The organism is Pseudomonas koreensis (assembly GCF_012986595.1).
GTDB lineage: Bacteria > Pseudomonadota > Gammaproteobacteria > Pseudomonadales > Pseudomonadaceae > Aquipseudomonas > Aquipseudomonas koreensis.
Genome location: NZ_JAAQYM010000002.1, coordinates 72,593 through 88,855 on the forward strand (window position 1 = coordinate 72,593; position 16,263 = coordinate 88,855).

The following is a 16,263-nucleotide window of genomic DNA, read 5'->3' on the forward strand; positions in this document are numbered from 1 at the left end:
GCCTCGAAAACCCGTCGAGCCGCAGCAACCCGAAGGCCCGAACACGGCGAAGAATCAGCAAAAGCCTGACGCAAATCAGCTCGTCCAAACGCCAATCAGGCGATGCTCCCGGGCTTTTTGCCTCTACGCTTGAGAAGCCTGAGCCCGACATCGGAGTGCCTTGTGTTTGCCAACCTGCTGATCATCCTCGCCTCATCCCTGGTGATGATTGCCCTGTTCCGCCGCCTGCGCTTGCCGCCGGTGCTGGGCTATCTCTGCGTGGGCCTGATGGTGGGGCCGACCGCTTTCAACTGGGTCAACGAGAGCGAGCACCTGCCGGACGTGGCCGAACTGGGCGTGGTGTTCCTGTTGTTCTCGCTGGGCCTGGAGTTTTCGCTGTCGAAAATGATCGCGCTGCGCCAGGTGGTGTTTCGTCTGGGCAGCCAGCAAGTGTTGCTCAGCACCGGACTGCTGGGGCTGGTGCTGATCCTGCTGGGCATGCCAGTGACTCCGGCCCTGTTGCTCGGCGCCGGGCTGTCGTTGTCGTCGACGGCGATAGTCACCAAGGAGTTGAGCAGTCTGGGCGAAGTGTTCAGCAGTCACGGGCAGAACGCGGTCGGGGTCTTGCTGTTTCAAGACGTGGTCGCGGTGTTGTTGCTGACCCTGGTGCCGGTGTTCGCCGGGAGCAGCGCGCAAGCCTGGTATTGGGCCTTGCCGCTGACGCTGGTGAAAACCGTGGTGCTGTTTTTCGGTCTGCTGCTGGCCAGCCGCTGGTTGCTGCCACGGCTGTTCCATGAAGTGGCTGCATCGCGCTCGGCGGAATTGTTCGTATTGCTGGCGCTGGTGATTGTGCTGCTGACCGCATGGCTGACGCACCTGCTGGGCCTGTCCCCTGCCCTTGGCGCTTTTCTGGCCGGCATGCTGCTGGGCGAGAGCCACTATCGCCATCAGATCGAGGCCGACATCCGGCCCTTTCGCGACATTCTGCTCGGGGTGTTTTTCGTCAGCATCGGCATGCTGATCGACCTGCAACTGTTCGTCAGCCACAGCCTGTTGATTCTCGGCCTGACCCTCGGCCTGATGCTGATCAAAGGCACGGTCGTGGCGCTGCTGGTGAAGTGGCGCGGCAGCGATCACGAAACTGCCTGGCGCAGCGGCCTGGCTTTGGCCCAGGGTGGTGAGTTCTGCTTTGCCTTGATGGCACAGATGCAGCAGAACAAGATGCTGCCTGCCGAATTGGGCGCCCTGCTGCTGGCGGCAACGTTCTGCTCGATGCTGCTGACCCCGCTGTTGCTGCGCGCGGCACCGAAAATTGCCTTGCGCCTGCACCGCAAGCCGAACCAGGAAGCGCAAATCGAAGAGATCAGTGCGCTCAACGCCGGTTTGAATAAACACGTGGTGATCTGTGGCTACGGCCGTGTCGGGCAGTCCATCGGTCGTTTCATGCGCAACGCCCATCAGCCTTATATCGCGTTGGACAACGATCCGGTGCGGGTGCAGGAAGCCGCGTCCGGCGAAAGCGAGGTGCATTACGGCGACTCGTCGCGCGGCGATCTGTTGACTGCCGTCGGCCTGTTGCGCGCCCGGCTGCTGGTGATCGCCGTGGACCAAAGCGACATCAGCCTGCGAATCCTCAAGGAGGCCCGCAGGCTCAATGCACAGATCCCGATTCTGGTGCGCACTCGCGACGACAGCCAATGGGCCGAACTCAAAGCCGCCGGCGCCACCGAAGTGGTGCCGGAGCTATTGGAATCGAGCCTGATGCTCGCCTCTCACGCACTGATCATGCTCGGTCTGCCAGCCCATCAGGTGCAGGAGAACGTCGATCAGGTGCGCATCAACCGTTATCGCCTGTTGCACGGTTTTTACCCCGGCACCGACGACAAGGAAACTTAGTCCTGACTCACCGCGCCGATCTTGTGCAGCGACAGGTCGGCGCCGTAATACTCCTGTTCCTGGCTCAGGCGCAGACCATGCAACGCCTTGATCAAACCGTAGACGGCGAATCCGCCGATCAGCGCGACCAGCACACCGAGGGCGGTGCCGATCAACTGACTCATCAGGCTGACACCCCCCAGGCCGCCGAGCGCGCTCTGGCCGAAGATGCCGCAGGCGATGCCGCCCCACACCCCGCACAATCCGTGCAACGGCCAGACCCCGAGCACATCGTCGATGCGCCATTTGACCTGCGCCGCGGTAAAGCACCAGACAAACAGCGCACCGGCAATCGCGCCGGTGACTAACGCGCCGACCGGATGCATCAGGTCGGAACCGGCGCAGATCGCCACCAGGCCGGCCAGTGGGCCGTTGTGGAGAAAGCCCGGGTCATTGCGCCCGACAATCAGCGCCGCCACGGTGCCGCCGACCATCGCCATCAACGAGTTGACCGCAACCAGACCGCTGACGCCCTGCAAGGTTTGCGCGCTCATCACGTTGAAGCCGAACCAGCCGACAATCAGAATCCACGAACCCAGCGCCAGAAACGGAATGCTCGACGGCGCGAATGCCACCAGCCGCCCGTCGCGATAACGGCCGTTGCGCGGACCGAGCAACAGCACGGCGGCCAGCGCCAGCCAGCCGCCCATGGCGTGAACCACCACCGAACCGGCGAAATCATGGAACGCCGCCCCGAACCGCGCCGTCAGCCAGGCCTGCAGACCATAATTGCCGTTCCAGATCATGCCTTCGAAAAACGGGTAGATGAACGCCACGATCAGCGCCGTGGCGCAGAGTTGCGGAACGAACCGCGCGCGTTCGGCGATGCCGCCGGAAATGATCGCCGGAATCGCTGCGGCGAAGGTCAGCAAAAAGAAAAACTTCACCAGACCATAACCGTGATCGGCACTGAGCACCGCCGCCGGTTGCATGAAGGTCACCCCGTAGGAGATCCAATAGCCTATAAAGAAATAGGCCAGGGTCGAGACTGCGAAGTCGCTGAGGATCTTCGACAGGGCGTTGACCTGGTTTTTCTGGCGCACCGTGCCGACTTCGAGGAAGGCAAAACCGGCGTGCATCGCCAGTACCATCACCGCACCGATCAGAATGAACAACGTGTTGGAGCTGTGAACCAGCGTGTCCACAGCGCTTTGCAGATTTTCCATGAAGAGGCAGACCTGAAGGCTAAAAAGGCACCAAAGCGGTTCGCGCCGACCATTCACGCACCAAGTTGTGCCCCGCCAGGCATCGCACGGGAGCTGCGATGACCCGCTTTGGCGCACAAGGTCGATGTCTGACACGAACCCGGATTATTTGAGTTAAGGTTTTGCAGCCTGTACGCCCGCCAACAGCGCACGGCGGACGCAGAACGCACCACGACATAGCAAAAGCTGTACCAGTCATTTGTACTGAACCTTCGCGCAAGGCTCATACTCGAACGCTTCAAACGCCACTTACGGAGATCCACCCATGGCCAGCATCAAGGCAAAGACTGCTCAAGAAATCCTGATGAACGACTTCCAGACTCTGGTCGCCGACACTGAGCGCTTGCTCGAGCACACCGCGACTCTGGCAGGCGATCAGGCCGATGAACTGCGCGACCAGATCCACGACAGCCTGCTGCGCGCCCGTGAAACCCTGAAGCAGACCGAAGACACCCTGCGCGATCGCGGCCAGGCCGCCGTCACCGCCACCGAAGACTACGTGTCGGCCAACCCATGGCAGTCGGTGGGCATCGCCGCCGGGGTGGGCTTCCTGATTGGCCTGCTGGCCACCCGGCGCTGATCATGTCGACCGGCGAATCCGGCCTGGGGTCGGGCACATCCTCCTCCACGCGGCGTCTGGGCGCCGCCGTTCTTGGCTTGCTGCACAGCCATGTCGAGCTGTTCGGCATCGAGCTGCAGGAGCAAAAGTCACGCACCGTCAGCCTGCTGCTGTTCGCAGGGCTGGCTTTGGTGTTCGCGTTGCTGTTGCTGGTCGGCCTGTCAGCCTTGGTGTTGATCCTGCTGTGGGACACCTATCGCTTGGCCGGGATCATCGGCCTGTGCGTGTTCTACACCCTGGCGGCGATCTTTTGCGCATTGCGCCTCAAGGCCGCGATCTTCGATGAATCCTCACCCTTCCACGGCACCCTGGAAGAATTGGCCAACGATCGGGAGCGCCTGTTGCCATGAGCCTGCCTGAACTGCCACATAACGGCTCACGCCGGGAGATGCGCAAGGCGCTGATCCGCCTGCGCATGGAAATGCATCGCCAGGAAATCCGCCATGAAGCCGGGCAAGTGCTGCAACCCTTGCAGCGCATGCGCGGCATGACGCAAAACCTGCAAGGCGGTTTCGGCATCAAGCACGCGCCACTGTGGGGCGTGGCCGCCGTCACGCTGCTGGGCTTTATCACCGGCAAAGGCGCGAAAAGCGGTGGCGTCGGTGGGCTGACCCGGCTGATACGTCTGGGCACCAGTCTCGGGCCGCTGATCAAACTGGTGATGCTGAGCTCAAGCAAACGCTGAGCCCGTAACATCTGGCTGCATTCTTGCAATACCCGCGGGATGGACGTCCTTATCCGGAGGTTCAATCCCGCGCGCCTACCCGGTCGGCGGGTTCATCCAGAACAAGAACGACTAAGGAGGCCCCGTGATCGACGGGCAACCGCTCGCCTGCTTTCAGCCTTTCATCGATACCGCCACCGGACGTATTGCAGGCGTCGAAGCATTGGGTCGCCTGCGCCAGGCAGACGGTCAACTGACCTCGGTCGGGCCATTGTTCGCCAACCCGCGCATACCCGCCATCGCCCTGCGGCGCCTCGACCGGCAGATTCGCGACAATGCCTTGAGCCGATTGCATGAAGCCCCCGCCGAGTGGTTTCTCAGCCTGAACATGTCGCCGCGCTGGATCAGTCGCTTGCGCGCGGATCAGCCGCTGCCCAGCTTCAAACAGATGCGGCGCCACGGGGTCGATCCGCAACGCATCGTCTTCGAGATCACCGAACTGGGCGGCAACAGCCAGCGCCTGGCCGACGTGGTCGCCCGCTATCGCGACGCCGGTGCACGCATCGCCATCGACGATTTCGGCGCCGGTTATTCGCAGCTCGATCGGGTGCTGGCCTTGCAGCCGGACATTCTCAAACTCGACATGCGCCTGTTTCAAGCGGCGGCACTGGGCGGGCCGAGCAGTGACGTGGTCAAGGCACTCGCACAAATGGCCGAGAAGACCGGCTGCTGGATCATTGCCGAAGGCGTGGAAACCGAGGCTCAGCTGAATTTCGCCCTGGAATGCGGATCGCGTTATGTGCAGGGCTTCCTGTTCGCCCGGGCGCAGGAAGCGTTCCACGCAACGGATGCCTTCGTGCAGCGCTTCGCCGAACTGCGCCAGCGTTACGTGCGACAGAAGCTGGCCGAACGCGGGCGCCTGATGCAGATGCGCCAGCAACTCGCGGAACTGATGGCGATCCTCCAGACCTGGGCCCAGAGCCACGCACCGCTCAGTGCGTTGCCCCAACTGACCGACTATCCGTGGTTGCTGCGGTTCTACCAATGCGATCGCCACGGCACGCAATTGACGCCGAACCTTGAGTGGCGCCAGAGCGGTTGGGTTGCCGACAACCGTTACCTGGGGCACAACTGGTCATGGCGTCCGTACTTCTATCATTTGCTGGCCGAAGGCTGGGAAGAGCGACGCCTGACCCTGTCCAATACCTATCGCGATGCCACCAGCAACCAGTATTGTCTGACTGCCGGCCAGTTCTTTGACAACGGCGAACGCCTGCTGCTGATCGATATCGATGCTGCGGGCCTGTAGTTCCGCTTGCAGGTGCAGGCTCGAACCGGGAAGCTAGGGCCACAGTCATCCCAGTCACCGACGGAGAGAACCAGCCTTGGATTGGCAGACCCTGCTCAACCGCGAACGCCTTGGAAAACCGCTGCACAGCCCGCAAGAGCTGGGGCGCAGCCCGTTCCACAAAGACCATGACCGCATCATCTTCTCCGGCGCCTTCCGGCGTCTGGGACGCAAGACCCAAGTGCATCCGGTCTCCAGTAATGACCACATCCACACCCGCCTGACCCACTCGCTGGAAGTCAGTTGCGTAGGCCGTTCGCTGGGCATGCGTGTCGGTGAAACCCTGCGCAGCGCCCTGCCCGACTGGTGCGAACCGAGTGACTTGGGCATGGTGGTGCAGTCGGCCTGCCTGGCCCATGACATCGGTAATCCGCCCTTCGGCCATTCCGGTGAGGACGCGATTCGTCACTGGTTCCAGCAAGCGGCGGGGCGCGGCTGGCTCGACGCAATGAGCGAAGCCGAACGCGGGGACTTCCTCAATTTCGAGGGCAACGCGCAAGGTTTCCGGGTGCTGACTCAGCTTGAGTACCATCAGTTCGACGGTGGCACCCGCCTGACTTACGCCACCCTTGGCACCTATCTGAAATACCCGTGGACCGCGCGTCATGCCGACTCGCTGGGCTACAAGAAACACAAGTTCGGCTGCTATCAGAGCGAACTGCCACTGCTGGAGCAGATCGCCCACAAGCTCGGCCTGCCGCAGCTGGAAGACCAGCGCTGGGCGCGTCATCCATTGGTGTATCTGATGGAGGCTGCCGACGACATCTGCTATGCGCTGATCGACCTTGAAGACGGCCTGGAAATGGAGTTGCTGGAATACGCGGAAGTCGAATCGCTGCTGCTCGGTCTGGTCGGTGATGACCTGCCGGAGACTTATCGCCAGCTCGGCCCGCAGGATTCGCGTCGACGCAAACTGGCGATCCTGCGCGGCAAGGCCATCGAACACCTGACCAATGCCGCCGCCCGGGCGTTCGTCGAGCAGCAGGACGCGCTGCTGGCCGGCACCCTGCACGGTGACCTCGTCGAGCACATGCATGGTCCGGCCAAACGTTGCGTGCTCAACGCCAAGGACATCGCCCGCAAGAAGATCTTCCAGGACAAGCGCAAGACGCTGCATGAAATCGGCGCCTACACCACCCTGGAAATTCTCCTCAACGCGTTCTGCGGCGCCGCGCTGGAGCAACACGGTGGTCGCACGCCGTCGTTCAAGAGCCGGCGCATCCTCGACCTGCTGGGCAACAATGCGCCCGATCCCCACGGACCGCTGCACGCGTCCTTTCTGCGCATGATCGACTTCATCGCCGGGATGACCGACAGCTACGCCAGTGACATGGCGCTGGAAATGACCGGACGTTCCAGTCATTGATCGCGCCCCGTTCAACCGGTCAGCGCCCCTGACCGGTTGAACGGTTTACCCATTAAACCGCTGATGCCGTAAGCAATCGTTGCCGGGATCGAAACGTAAGCCGTTTGACCGCGAAACAACTCAGGAAAACGCTGTTTATTCAACAATCACCGCGTAACTTAAACATTCGGCTAAACAAATAACCTCAACACTTCCTTACGCGACAAAGAGCTTGGTCGTAGTCGAAATCCTTTAAGTGTGTAGGACTTATCCTATATTGCCGCTAGAGCCCTGTGAGTTCATACGGCCGCTCATTTATCTGAGCTAAGGTGCGCGCTTTATTCGCGCACGTATGGGATTTGATTATGAACTCCGTTTTTATTGTCGATGATCACCCCGTCATCCGACTTGCCGTTCGAATGCTGCTCGAACATGAAGGTTACAAGGTCGTCGGCGAAACCGATAATGGGGTCGATGCCATGCAGATGGTCCGCGAATGCATGCCCGACCTGATCATCCTCGATATCAGCATCCCCAAACTCGACGGGCTCGAAGTCCTCGCCCGCTTCAACGCCATGGGCACCCCGCTCAAGACCCTGGTGCTGACGGCACAATGCCCGACCCTGTTCGGTATTCGCTGCATGCAGTCCGGTGCATCCGGTTATGTCTGCAAGGAAGAAGACTTGAGCGAACTGGTCAGTGCGATCAAGGCTGTACTTTCCGGTTACAACTATTTCCCCAGCCAGGCATTGAATCCGGTTCGCAGCGACGATGTGCGCTATGCCGAACTGGAACTGTTCAAGTCCGTCAATGACCGCGAACTTATGGTTCTGCAATTATTTGCCCAAGGTCGCACCAACAAGGAAATCGCCAAAGGCATGTTTCTCAGCAACAAGACCGTCAGCACCTACAAGAAACGTCTGATGCAGAAACTCAAGGCCAGATCCCTGGTGGAACTTATCGAGATGGCCAAACGCAACGCGCTAGTGTGAGAGCCCAATGCCCAGTTGTCTAAAGATCTATCTCGCTGGATTGTGCGCAAGCCTGTGCCTGACGACTCAGGTCAATGCCGACCTCGTACCGGCGCAAGACTACGTGCTACGCAGCCGTTCGAGCCAGGAGGCGCTCTCCGTATCTCTGGAGCCGGCGCAACGCCGTTGGTTGCAGACTCGCAGCGAACTGGTCCTGGGCACTTCCGCACCGGATTATCCACCGTTCGACATGACCGCCAGCGGGCGCGATTACGAAGGTTTCACCGCTGATTACGCCGGCCTCGTCGGTCAGGCCGTCGATCTGCCGATCCGGGTCAAACGCTTTGCCTCAAGGGACGCTGCTCTGCGAGCGCTGGTCGCCGGTCAGGTCGATATGCTCGGCACCGCCAACGGTTTCGAGGCGAGCACCGCAAACGTCGCGCTGTCTGCTCCCTACGCGATCGATCAACCGGTATTGGTCACCCGCGAAGGCGAAACCCGCACACTCACCGAAGGCCTGGCCGGACTGCGGCTGAGCATGGTTTATCACTACCTGCCGCAGAGTGAAGTCAAGGCGCTGTACCCCAAAGCCATCCTGACGTCTTACCCGTCCTATCAGAATGCAATCAACGCGGTGGCTTTCGATCAGGCCGACGTGTTTCTGGGCGACACCATTTCCACTCACTACATGATCAACAAGGGCTATCTGAACAACATTCGCATGGCCAATTTCGGCAAACAGGAAGCCCACGGTTTCAGCTTTGCCGTCCGCGCGGACAATCCGCAACTCCTCGCCGTCATCAACACCGCGCTGCAGGCCGTCCCGGCCAGTGAACGGGACAGCATCGCCAAGCGCTGGAGCGCCGGCAGCGACATCCTGCTGACCGACCAGAAGCTGCAACTGACTCACCATGAAGAGCAGTGGCTCAAGCGACATCCGGTGCTGCGTGTCGTCGTCAATGAGGCGTTCGCCCCGCTGACATTCTTCGACAGCGACGGCAATCTGCGGGGCATCACCGCAGACTTGCTCGAATTGCTCAGCCTGCGTACCGGCATGCGTTTCGAACTGGTGCGCAGCCGCAGCGACGGCGACATGATCGAGCAGATCAAGCAGCATCGGGCCGACCTCATCGCCGCGCTGTTGCCCAGTCCCGAGCGGGAACAGTCCCTGCTGTTCAGTCGGCCCTACCTGGAAAACTCCTATGTCCTGCTGACACGCAAGTCCGCCGACAGCCCGACGCACCCCACTCAGCTCAAGGGCCGATTCCTGGCAATCGCCCAGGGCAATCCCATGACCGATTACCTGCGCCGCCAATTCCCCAATATCCACCTGACTGAAACCTCCGATACGTTCGGTGCTGCGACCTTGCTCGCCGAAGGCAAGGTCGATGGCGCCGTCGCCTCGCTGGTGATCGCCAACTACCTGATTGCGTCGCGGATCTTCGAGCATCAGTTGCAGATCACCACCACGCTGGGCACCCGCCAGGCGGCTTTTTCGCTGGCCACCGCCCGCGACAACACCGAACTGGCGTCGATCCTCGACAAGGCGCTGCTGAGCATCACGCCCGAGGAGCTGGGGGTCATCAACAGTCGCTGGCGCGGTTTTTCCAACGCCGCGCAAGGCAACTGGCATCACTACCAGCGCCTGTTCTATCAACTGATCGGCGCAGCGTGTCTGTTGCTGGTGCTGTCACTGCTGTGGAATGCCTACATGCGTCGGCAGATCAAGCAGCGCCAGGCGGCCGAACGCGCCTTGAACGATCAGTTCGAGTTCATGCGTTCACTGGTCAATGGCACGCCGCACCCGATTTATGTGCGTGACCGCCGAGGCCTGCTGCACAGCTGCAACGACAGCTACCTCGCAGCCTTCAACGCCAAGCGCGAAGACGTGATCGGCAAAAGCGTCATGCAAGGCACCCTGAGCAATGCCTTCGAAGCACAAGCGTTTCAGGCGGACTACCAGCGGGTCATGGCCGAAGGCACGCCGCTGGTGCTGGACCGTCCGCTGCACATTGGCGGCCGGCGTCTGACGATCTACCACTGGATCCTGCCGTACCGCGATTCCAGCGGCGATGTACAAGGGATCATCGGCGGCTGGATCGACATCAGCGAGCGCCGCCAACTGTTCGATGAATTGCGCATGGCCAAGGAACAGGCGGACAAAGCCAACCGCGCCAAAAGCACCTTCCTGGCCACCATGAGCCACGAAATCCGTACGCCGATGAACGCCGTCATCGGCATGCTCGAATTGACGCTCGAGCGCATGGCCGCGCAACACCCGGACCGCGCATCGATCGAAACGGCCTACTGCTCGGCCAAGGACCTGCTGGGCTTGATCGGTGACATCCTCGATATCGCCCGAATCGAGTCCGGGCGCCTGAGCCTGAGTCCGGAGCGGGTCAATCTGGTGGAGACGGTGGCATCGGTGGTGAGGATCTTCGACGGCCTGGCCCGCCAGAAAAACCTTGCCCTGGCCTTGTCCGTCAATCCGCCCGGACTCCAGGTCGATGTCGAACTGGATCCGTTACGCTTCAAGCAAATCCTCTCCAACCTCATCAGCAACGCGATCAAATTCACCGAGTGCGGGCAAGTGCGGGTGACGCTGGATGTGCAGCCCAACGGCCCGGGCAAGTGTTCGCTCATTCAGTTGACGATCCAGGACACCGGCGTCGGGATCTGTATCGAAGATCAACAGCGTCTGTTCGAACCCTTCGCCCAGGCCGAAAATGGCCGTCAGCAGGCCCGCAGCGGCGCGGGTCTGGGGCTGGTCATCTGCCGTAACCTTTGCGAAATGATGGGTGGCCAGTTGCAATTGAGCAGCCAGCCCGGCATCGGCACCCAGGTCTGCCTGTCGCTGCCCCTGCAAACCCTGCCCTGCAAAGCCACCCCGGTGAAAGCCGAGCCGCCGGTTCGTACGTCCTTTACACCGCTGAACATCCTGGTGGTCGATGATCACCCGGCCAATCGCTTGCTGATGTGCCAGCAACTGGAGTTTCTCGGGCATCGCTTCAGCCTGGCCGAAGAGGGGCGCAGCGGCTTCGAACAGTGGCAGGCCGGCGAATTCGACCTGGTCATCGCTGACTGCAACATGCCGCTGATGAACGGCTATGAGCTGACCGCCGCCATCCGCCAGCACGAGCAACGCACGGGGCGCGCGCCGTGCACGGTGCTGGGCTTCACGGCCAACGCGCAGCCTGAGGAAGTACAACGCTGCAAACAGGCCGGGATGGATGACTGCCTGTTCAAACCCTTGAGCCTCAGCGCGCTGAGCCAGTGGGTCAACGGCTTGCAACCCGTGGCACCCGAGCCTGCCTACAATGCCCTCGGGCTGAATCAGTTGACGGGCGGCAACCCGCTTCAGACCCGACGCCTGCTCGCGGAGTTGCTCAAGAGCAGCCGCCTTGATCGACACGAATTGCTGGCCCTGGCCCCGCATAATGATCGTGAGGCGCTGGCGATGATGGCGCACAAGATCAAGGGCGCAGCCCGGATCGCTCAGGCGTCGCGCCTGATAGCCCATTGCGAGGCACTCGAACAAGCCTGCACACCCGGCTCGCCTTTGCCCACGATCGTGCGCTGCATTCAGGCCACGGACACCGCCATGGTCGAACTGGAGCAGGCCTTGCAGCAACAAATGGACTCGCTTGAAAAAAGCACAATGACCGAGCCTTAACTATGCTTTGGCGCTGAGCAGTGTGTTTACTTCAATGGAGAGTCAGCAATGCCCAGCCCACTGCGCCCGGATCAACGCCGATTTCCTCTGCACGTGCACATCAGCGTCATGTTCACCTTTCTGCTGTTGCTGACCGGCGTCGTATTGGGACTGTTCAATTATCGCCAGACCACCCGGATCATCCTGTCGAGCAGCGAAAACCTGTTCAATCGCATCGAGCAGGACGTGCGCCTGGACCTGCAGGCCACCTACGAACCGATCCGGCATCTGCTGAGCTTGCTGTCGGTCAACCAGGCGGCCGAGGCTGCAAACCTGCAACAGCGTCTGGCACTGCTCAAGCCGTTCAGCCAGTCGCTCAAGGACAACACCAACCTCGCGTCACTGTATCTGGGGTACGGCAACGGCGACTTTTTCATGGTGCGCCCCTTGCGCACCAGCGCCCTGAAGACCCTGCTCAAGGCGCCCCCGGCAGCGGCCTACCAGGTCTGGAGCATCGAACACGCGGCCAGTGGCACCGCGTCCTCACAGTCGTTGTTCTTCGATGAGGCGCTGAACCCGGTCGGACGCCAGGACAACCCCGACGATCGCTACGACCCGCGCACCCGCAACTGGTACCGCAACGCGCTGGCGCAGGGCGATCAGATCACCACCGAACCCTATGTGTTTTTCTCCACGCACAACGTCGGCACCACCCTGGCCCGACGCAGCAGCGCAACCACCGTCATCGGCGCCGACCTGACCCTGGCCGCGCTGTCGGCCACTCTGATCAAACATGTGGTCACCCCTTCCACCGAAATCGTGCTGTTCGACGCCGATGGCAATGCCGTGGCCTATCCGGACAGCAGCCGGCTGATTGTCGACGACAGCAGCGCCCGCCTGGCCAAGGCCGCTGACCTGAGCCCTAGCCTGCACGCGTTGCTGTCCACCGCGCATCAGGGCAAACGGCTGGACGTCGATGGCCGCCACTGGATCGTCGCCCGCACCCATCTGCAGGAAGGCGGGCCGCAAGGGCTGCAGATGGCCCTGCTGGTGCCGGAAAACGAGTTGCTCGCCGACGCCTACCGCATGCGCTGGCAAGGCGCGCTGATCACCCTTGCGACGTTGCTGTTGTGCCTGCCGCTGGGTTGGCTGATATCGCGGATTCTGGTCAAGCCGCTGCACGCGCTGGTCAAGGAAGCCGACGCGATTCGCAGTTTCGATTTCAATTTTCCGGTCACCCGTCGCTCGCCGGTGCTGGAGGTGGACCAGTTGAGCCTGTCGATGGCGCGGATGAAGGACACGCTCGCCAGTTTCTTCCGCATCACCGACAGCCTGTGCGCGGAAACCCGCTTCGCCCCCTTGTTGCAACGGGTGCTGTTTGAAACAGTGCAGATCGCCCAGGCCCAGGCCGGCTTGATCTATTTGCGCGAAAGCGATGGCAACCGGATGGAACCTTATGGGCTGGTGATCGACGGCGTCTCCCAGGAACCGGGTGCGTTCAATGTGCTGGGCGGCGAGCTTCTGGCGGGTCAGGGGCCGGCGTGGTTCCAGCAACTGAGCAATGCTGACAACGTGGTGACCAGCCTTGGCTTCGACCAGGCCGGCGACTTGCAGAAAGTGCTGCTGGCAATGCAGTCGCCGCGCATTCATCTGATCGGCATTCGCCTGCGCAACCGGCACAACGAGACCATCGGTCTGTTGATTCTGCTGATCAATGACAGCGGCAGCGCCCAGGATCTGGAGAAACTGCGCCCGGACCGCATCGCTTTTCTGCAAGCGGTTTCCGGCGCTGCAGCGGTCAGCATCGAAAGCCAGCGCCTGCAGGCGAAGCAGAAGCAGTTGCTCGATGCGTTCATCCAGTTGCTGGCCGGTGCGATCGACGCCAAGAGTCCGTACACCGGTGGTCACTGCCAGCGTGTCCCGGAACTGACGCTGATGCTCGCGCAGGCCGCTGCCGCCAGTCAGGCCCCGGCGTTTCGCAGCTATCAGCCAAACGAAGACGAATGGGAAGCCCTGCACATCGCCGCCTGGCTGCACGACTGCGGCAAGGTCACCACGCCGGAGTATGTCGTCGACAAGGCCACCAAACTGGAAACCCTCAACGACCGCATCCACGAAATCCGCACACGCTTCGAAGTGCTCAAGCGCGACACCTGGATCAGCTACTGGCAGGCGCTGGCCTTGGGCGGTGACAAGGCACAACTGAGCGAGCAGCGAGATACCACGCTGACGGAGCTGGACGACGACTTTGCGTTTGTCGCCCGCTGCAATCTCGGCGGTGAGGCCATGGCGCCAGCCGATCTGCAACGCCTTGAGCGCATCGCCGAACGCCGCTGGACGCGCACCCTCGATGATCGTCTCGGCGTATCCTGGGAGGAGAACCGCCGGCAGGCGCGCACGCCGGCGCCGACGCTGCCGGTCAGCGAACCGCTGCTGGCGGACAGACCCGAACACCTGATCGAACGCGCCGACAGCGAACTGATTCCAGAAGACAATCCGTGGGGATTCAAACTGGATGTGCCGCGCTACAAATACAACCGCGGCGAACTCTACAACCTGAGCATTGCCCGCGGCACGCTGACCCGCGAAGAGCGCTACATCATCAATCACCACATGGTGCAGACGATCCTGATGCTCAGCCACCTGCCCTTCCCCGGGCACCTGGACAGCGTCGCGGAAATTGCCGGCGGGCATCACGAAAAAATGGACGGCAGCGGTTACCCCAAACGCCTGAAGCGCGAGGAGATGAGCCTGCCGGCAAGGATGATGGCGATTGCCGATATTTTCGAAGCACTGACCGCGGCTGACCGACCCTACAAGAAGGCCAAATCCCTGAGCGAGGCGCTGGGGATCATGGCCACCATGTGCCGCGAGGCGCACATCGATGCAGAATTGTTCGGGCTGTTCATCAACGACGGGGTGTACATGCAGTACGCCGCGCGGTTTCTCGACCCACGGCAGATCGATGCGGTGGAACCGGCCAGCCTGTTGCGCAAGGCTGGCCTGAGCGCCTGATCAGCAGTCGGTCAGACGCAGGAAAATGGCCGCCAGATGCTCGATACCGGCCTGATCGTCCACGCCGAAACGTGCCAGTTTCGGGCTGTCGAGATCGAGCACGCCGATCAGTCGACCGTCCTTGACCAGTGGCACCACCAGCTCGCTGTTCGAGGCGCTGTCGCAGGCGATGTGCCCGGGGAAGGCATGCACGTCTTCGACGCGCTGGGTCTGCAGGCTGGCCGCCGCCGCGCCGCATACGCCACGCCCGAACGGAATGCGCACACAGGCGATCTGGCCCTGGAACGGGCCAAGCACCAGTTCTTCGTTGCGATTGAGGTAAAAGCCAGCCCAGTTCAGGTCATCGAGCTGGTTGAACAGGAACGCCGAAAACTGCGCGGCGTTGGCGATGAAATCACGCTCGTCCGCCAGCAGCGACTCCAGTTGCGCGGCCAACAGGCAATAGCCTTCGAGGCCCTGGCCGCTTTGTTGCAAATCAATCATGCCTTGTGCTCCAGCAATTTCAGTCCCACCCAGTAACGGGCGAATTGGTACGCGCAACGTCCGTTGCGATTGCCGCGCCCGGTTGCCCAGCGCACAGCGAGAATGTCCAGCGCTTCGTCACGCTGCCAGCTCAGTCCGGCCTTGGCCGCCAACTGGCCGATCCAGTGTTCGACGACGTTGAGAAAGTGTTCCTGGGTAAATGGATAGAACGACAGCCACAGGCCAAAGCGATCCGACAGCGCGATCTTGTCTTCCACCGCTTCGCTCGGATGCAGTTCGCCGTCGACGCGTTTCCAGTTTTCGTTGTCGCTTTCCTTCTCCGGCACCAGATGGCGACGGTTGGAGGTGGCGTACAGCAAGACGTTGTCCGGGGCTTGTTCGAGCGAGCCGTCGAGCACGCTTTTCAGTACGCGGTAATCGCCTTCGCCGGATTCGAACGACAGGTCATCACAGAACAGCACAAAGCGCTGCGGCAGTTTGCCAATCTGCTCGACCACGCGCGGCAAGTCCGCCAGATGATCGCGCTCGATCTCGATCAGACGCAGGCCGGCGTCGGCGTGCTCGGCCAACAACGCGCGCACCAGCGAGGATTTGCCAGTACCGCGCGAGCCCCACAGCAGCGCGTGGTTGGCCGGCATGCCATCGAGAAACTGTTGGGTGTTACGCCCCAGTTGCTCCAGTTGCCGGTCGACACCGATCAGGTCGGACAGGCGCATGTCGAGGCTGACTTCCAGCGGCAGCAGATACCCACTGCGCCCGTCACGCTGCCAGCGCGCCGCCAGGCAAGTGCCCCAGTCGATCAGCGGACGCGGCGCCGGCAGCAAGGGTTCGATCCGCGCCAGAACCGACTCGGCACGTTCAAGAAAAGCATTCAATCGGGAATCCACGTCTTCTCCTCGGGCACGTTCACAGTGATGATGTCGATCCAGCGACGACAGACAGATCTCAACTCCCCGCTCGGGCCTTGTTACAAGGCGATTCGGGAACCTCGGTATCCATACATGATCGACTATGCTTGAGCAGCGAAGGGAAACGGAAGTGGTTCAA

12 protein-coding genes are annotated in these 16,263 nt (G+C 61.6%); 9 read left to right on the forward strand and 3 right to left on the reverse strand.

Going from position 1 to position 16,263, the window contains the following annotated elements; all coding sequences use genetic code 11:
• The first annotated feature begins 162 nt into the window (after positions 1–162).
• Complete coding sequence (locus tag HBN98_RS05405; RefSeq protein WP_083368328.1) at positions 163–1,875, forward strand: cation:proton antiporter; 1,713 nt, start codon at positions 163–165, stop codon at positions 1,873–1,875.
• Here HBN98_RS05405 and HBN98_RS05410 read toward each other — a convergent pair.
• A complete protein-coding gene (locus tag HBN98_RS05410; RefSeq protein ID WP_083368327.1) occupies positions 1,872–3,080 on the reverse strand; it encodes an ammonium transporter in 1,209 nt (402 codons plus the stop codon). The genes HBN98_RS05405 and HBN98_RS05410 overlap by 4 nt on opposite strands.
• A 304-nt stretch (positions 3,081–3,384) precedes the next feature.
• Here HBN98_RS05410 and HBN98_RS05415 point away from each other — a divergent pair, with 304 nt between their 5' ends.
• The 8 genes from HBN98_RS05415 to HBN98_RS05450 all read left to right on the forward strand — a co-directional run bounded on the left by HBN98_RS05415 (position 3,385) and on the right by HBN98_RS05450 (position 14,733).
• Positions 3,385–3,699, forward strand: a complete 315-nt coding sequence (locus tag HBN98_RS05415) for an ElaB/YgaM/YqjD family protein (RefSeq protein ID WP_064588516.1) — start codon at positions 3,385–3,387, stop codon at positions 3,697–3,699.
• A 2-nt stretch (positions 3,700–3,701) separates the two neighbouring features.
• Positions 3,702–4,088, forward strand: coding sequence for a phage holin family protein (locus HBN98_RS05420; RefSeq protein WP_064588517.1), 387 nt, complete (start codon positions 3,702–3,704; stop codon positions 4,086–4,088).
• Complete coding sequence (locus HBN98_RS05425; RefSeq protein WP_064588518.1) at positions 4,085–4,423, forward strand: hypothetical protein; 339 nt, start codon at positions 4,085–4,087, stop codon at positions 4,421–4,423. The genes HBN98_RS05420 and HBN98_RS05425 overlap by 4 nt, the downstream gene beginning before the upstream one ends.
• 124 nt (positions 4,424–4,547) lie before the next feature.
• Positions 4,548–5,711 carry an EAL domain-containing protein gene (locus HBN98_RS05430; RefSeq protein ID WP_083368326.1) on the forward strand — a complete coding sequence of 388 codons (1,164 nt, stop codon included), beginning with the start codon at positions 4,548–4,550 and terminating at the stop codon, positions 5,709–5,711.
• Between the two features lie 76 nt (positions 5,712–5,787).
• Complete coding sequence (locus HBN98_RS05435; RefSeq protein WP_083368325.1) at positions 5,788–7,116, forward strand: deoxyguanosinetriphosphate triphosphohydrolase; 1,329 nt, start codon at positions 5,788–5,790, stop codon at positions 7,114–7,116.
• Between the two features lie 344 nt (positions 7,117–7,460).
• Complete coding sequence (locus HBN98_RS05440; protein WP_041069609.1) at positions 7,461–8,087, forward strand: response regulator transcription factor; 627 nt, start codon at positions 7,461–7,463, stop codon at positions 8,085–8,087.
• A gap of 7 nt (positions 8,088–8,094) precedes the next feature.
• Entirely contained in the window at positions 8,095–11,739 is a 3,645-nt protein-coding gene (locus HBN98_RS05445) for a transporter substrate-binding domain-containing protein (RefSeq protein ID WP_083368324.1), read from the forward strand.
• 48 nt (positions 11,740–11,787) lie between these two features.
• Positions 11,788–14,733: an HD domain-containing phosphohydrolase gene (locus tag HBN98_RS05450; protein WP_083368323.1), complete on the forward strand. Its 2,946-nt coding sequence runs from the start codon at positions 11,788–11,790 to the stop codon at positions 14,731–14,733.
• On the opposite strand, the gene HBN98_RS05455 is transcribed toward HBN98_RS05450, so the two are convergent.
• A complete protein-coding gene (locus HBN98_RS05455; protein ID WP_083368322.1) occupies positions 14,734–15,216 on the reverse strand; it encodes a GAF domain-containing protein in 483 nt (160 codons plus the stop codon). It abuts the gene before it with no gap.
• The gene (locus tag HBN98_RS05460) at positions 15,213–16,103 is read right to left on the reverse strand and encodes an ATP-binding protein (RefSeq protein WP_064588560.1); all 891 of its coding nucleotides are present in this window, start codon (positions 16,101–16,103) and stop codon (positions 15,213–15,215) included. The genes HBN98_RS05455 and HBN98_RS05460 overlap by 4 nt, the downstream gene beginning before the upstream one ends.
• Positions 16,104–16,263: the final 160 nt, after the last annotated feature.

Bases quoted from the DNA above. Each gene is read 5' to 3' on its own strand.
- HBN98_RS05410 (WP_083368327.1), bottom strand. From the start codon at position 3,080: ATGGAAAATCTGCAAAGCGCTGTGGACACGCTGGTTCACAGCTCCAAC.
- HBN98_RS05415 (WP_064588516.1), top strand. From the start codon at position 3,385: ATGGCCAGCATCAAGGCAAAGACTGCTCAAGAAATCCTGATGAACGAC.
- HBN98_RS05420 (WP_064588517.1), top strand. From the start codon at position 3,702: ATGTCGACCGGCGAATCCGGCCTGGGGTCGGGCACATCCTCCTCCACG.
- HBN98_RS05425 (WP_064588518.1), top strand. From the start codon at position 4,085: ATGAGCCTGCCTGAACTGCCACATAACGGCTCACGCCGGGAGATGCGC.
- HBN98_RS05440 (WP_041069609.1), top strand. From the start codon at position 7,461: ATGAACTCCGTTTTTATTGTCGATGATCACCCCGTCATCCGACTTGCC.
- HBN98_RS05445 (WP_083368324.1), top strand. From the start codon at position 8,095: ATGCCCAGTTGTCTAAAGATCTATCTCGCTGGATTGTGCGCAAGCCTG.
- HBN98_RS05450 (WP_083368323.1), top strand. From the start codon at position 11,788: ATGCCCAGCCCACTGCGCCCGGATCAACGCCGATTTCCTCTGCACGTG.
- HBN98_RS05455 (WP_083368322.1), bottom strand. From the start codon at position 15,216: ATGATTGATTTGCAACAAAGCGGCCAGGGCCTCGAAGGCTATTGCCTG.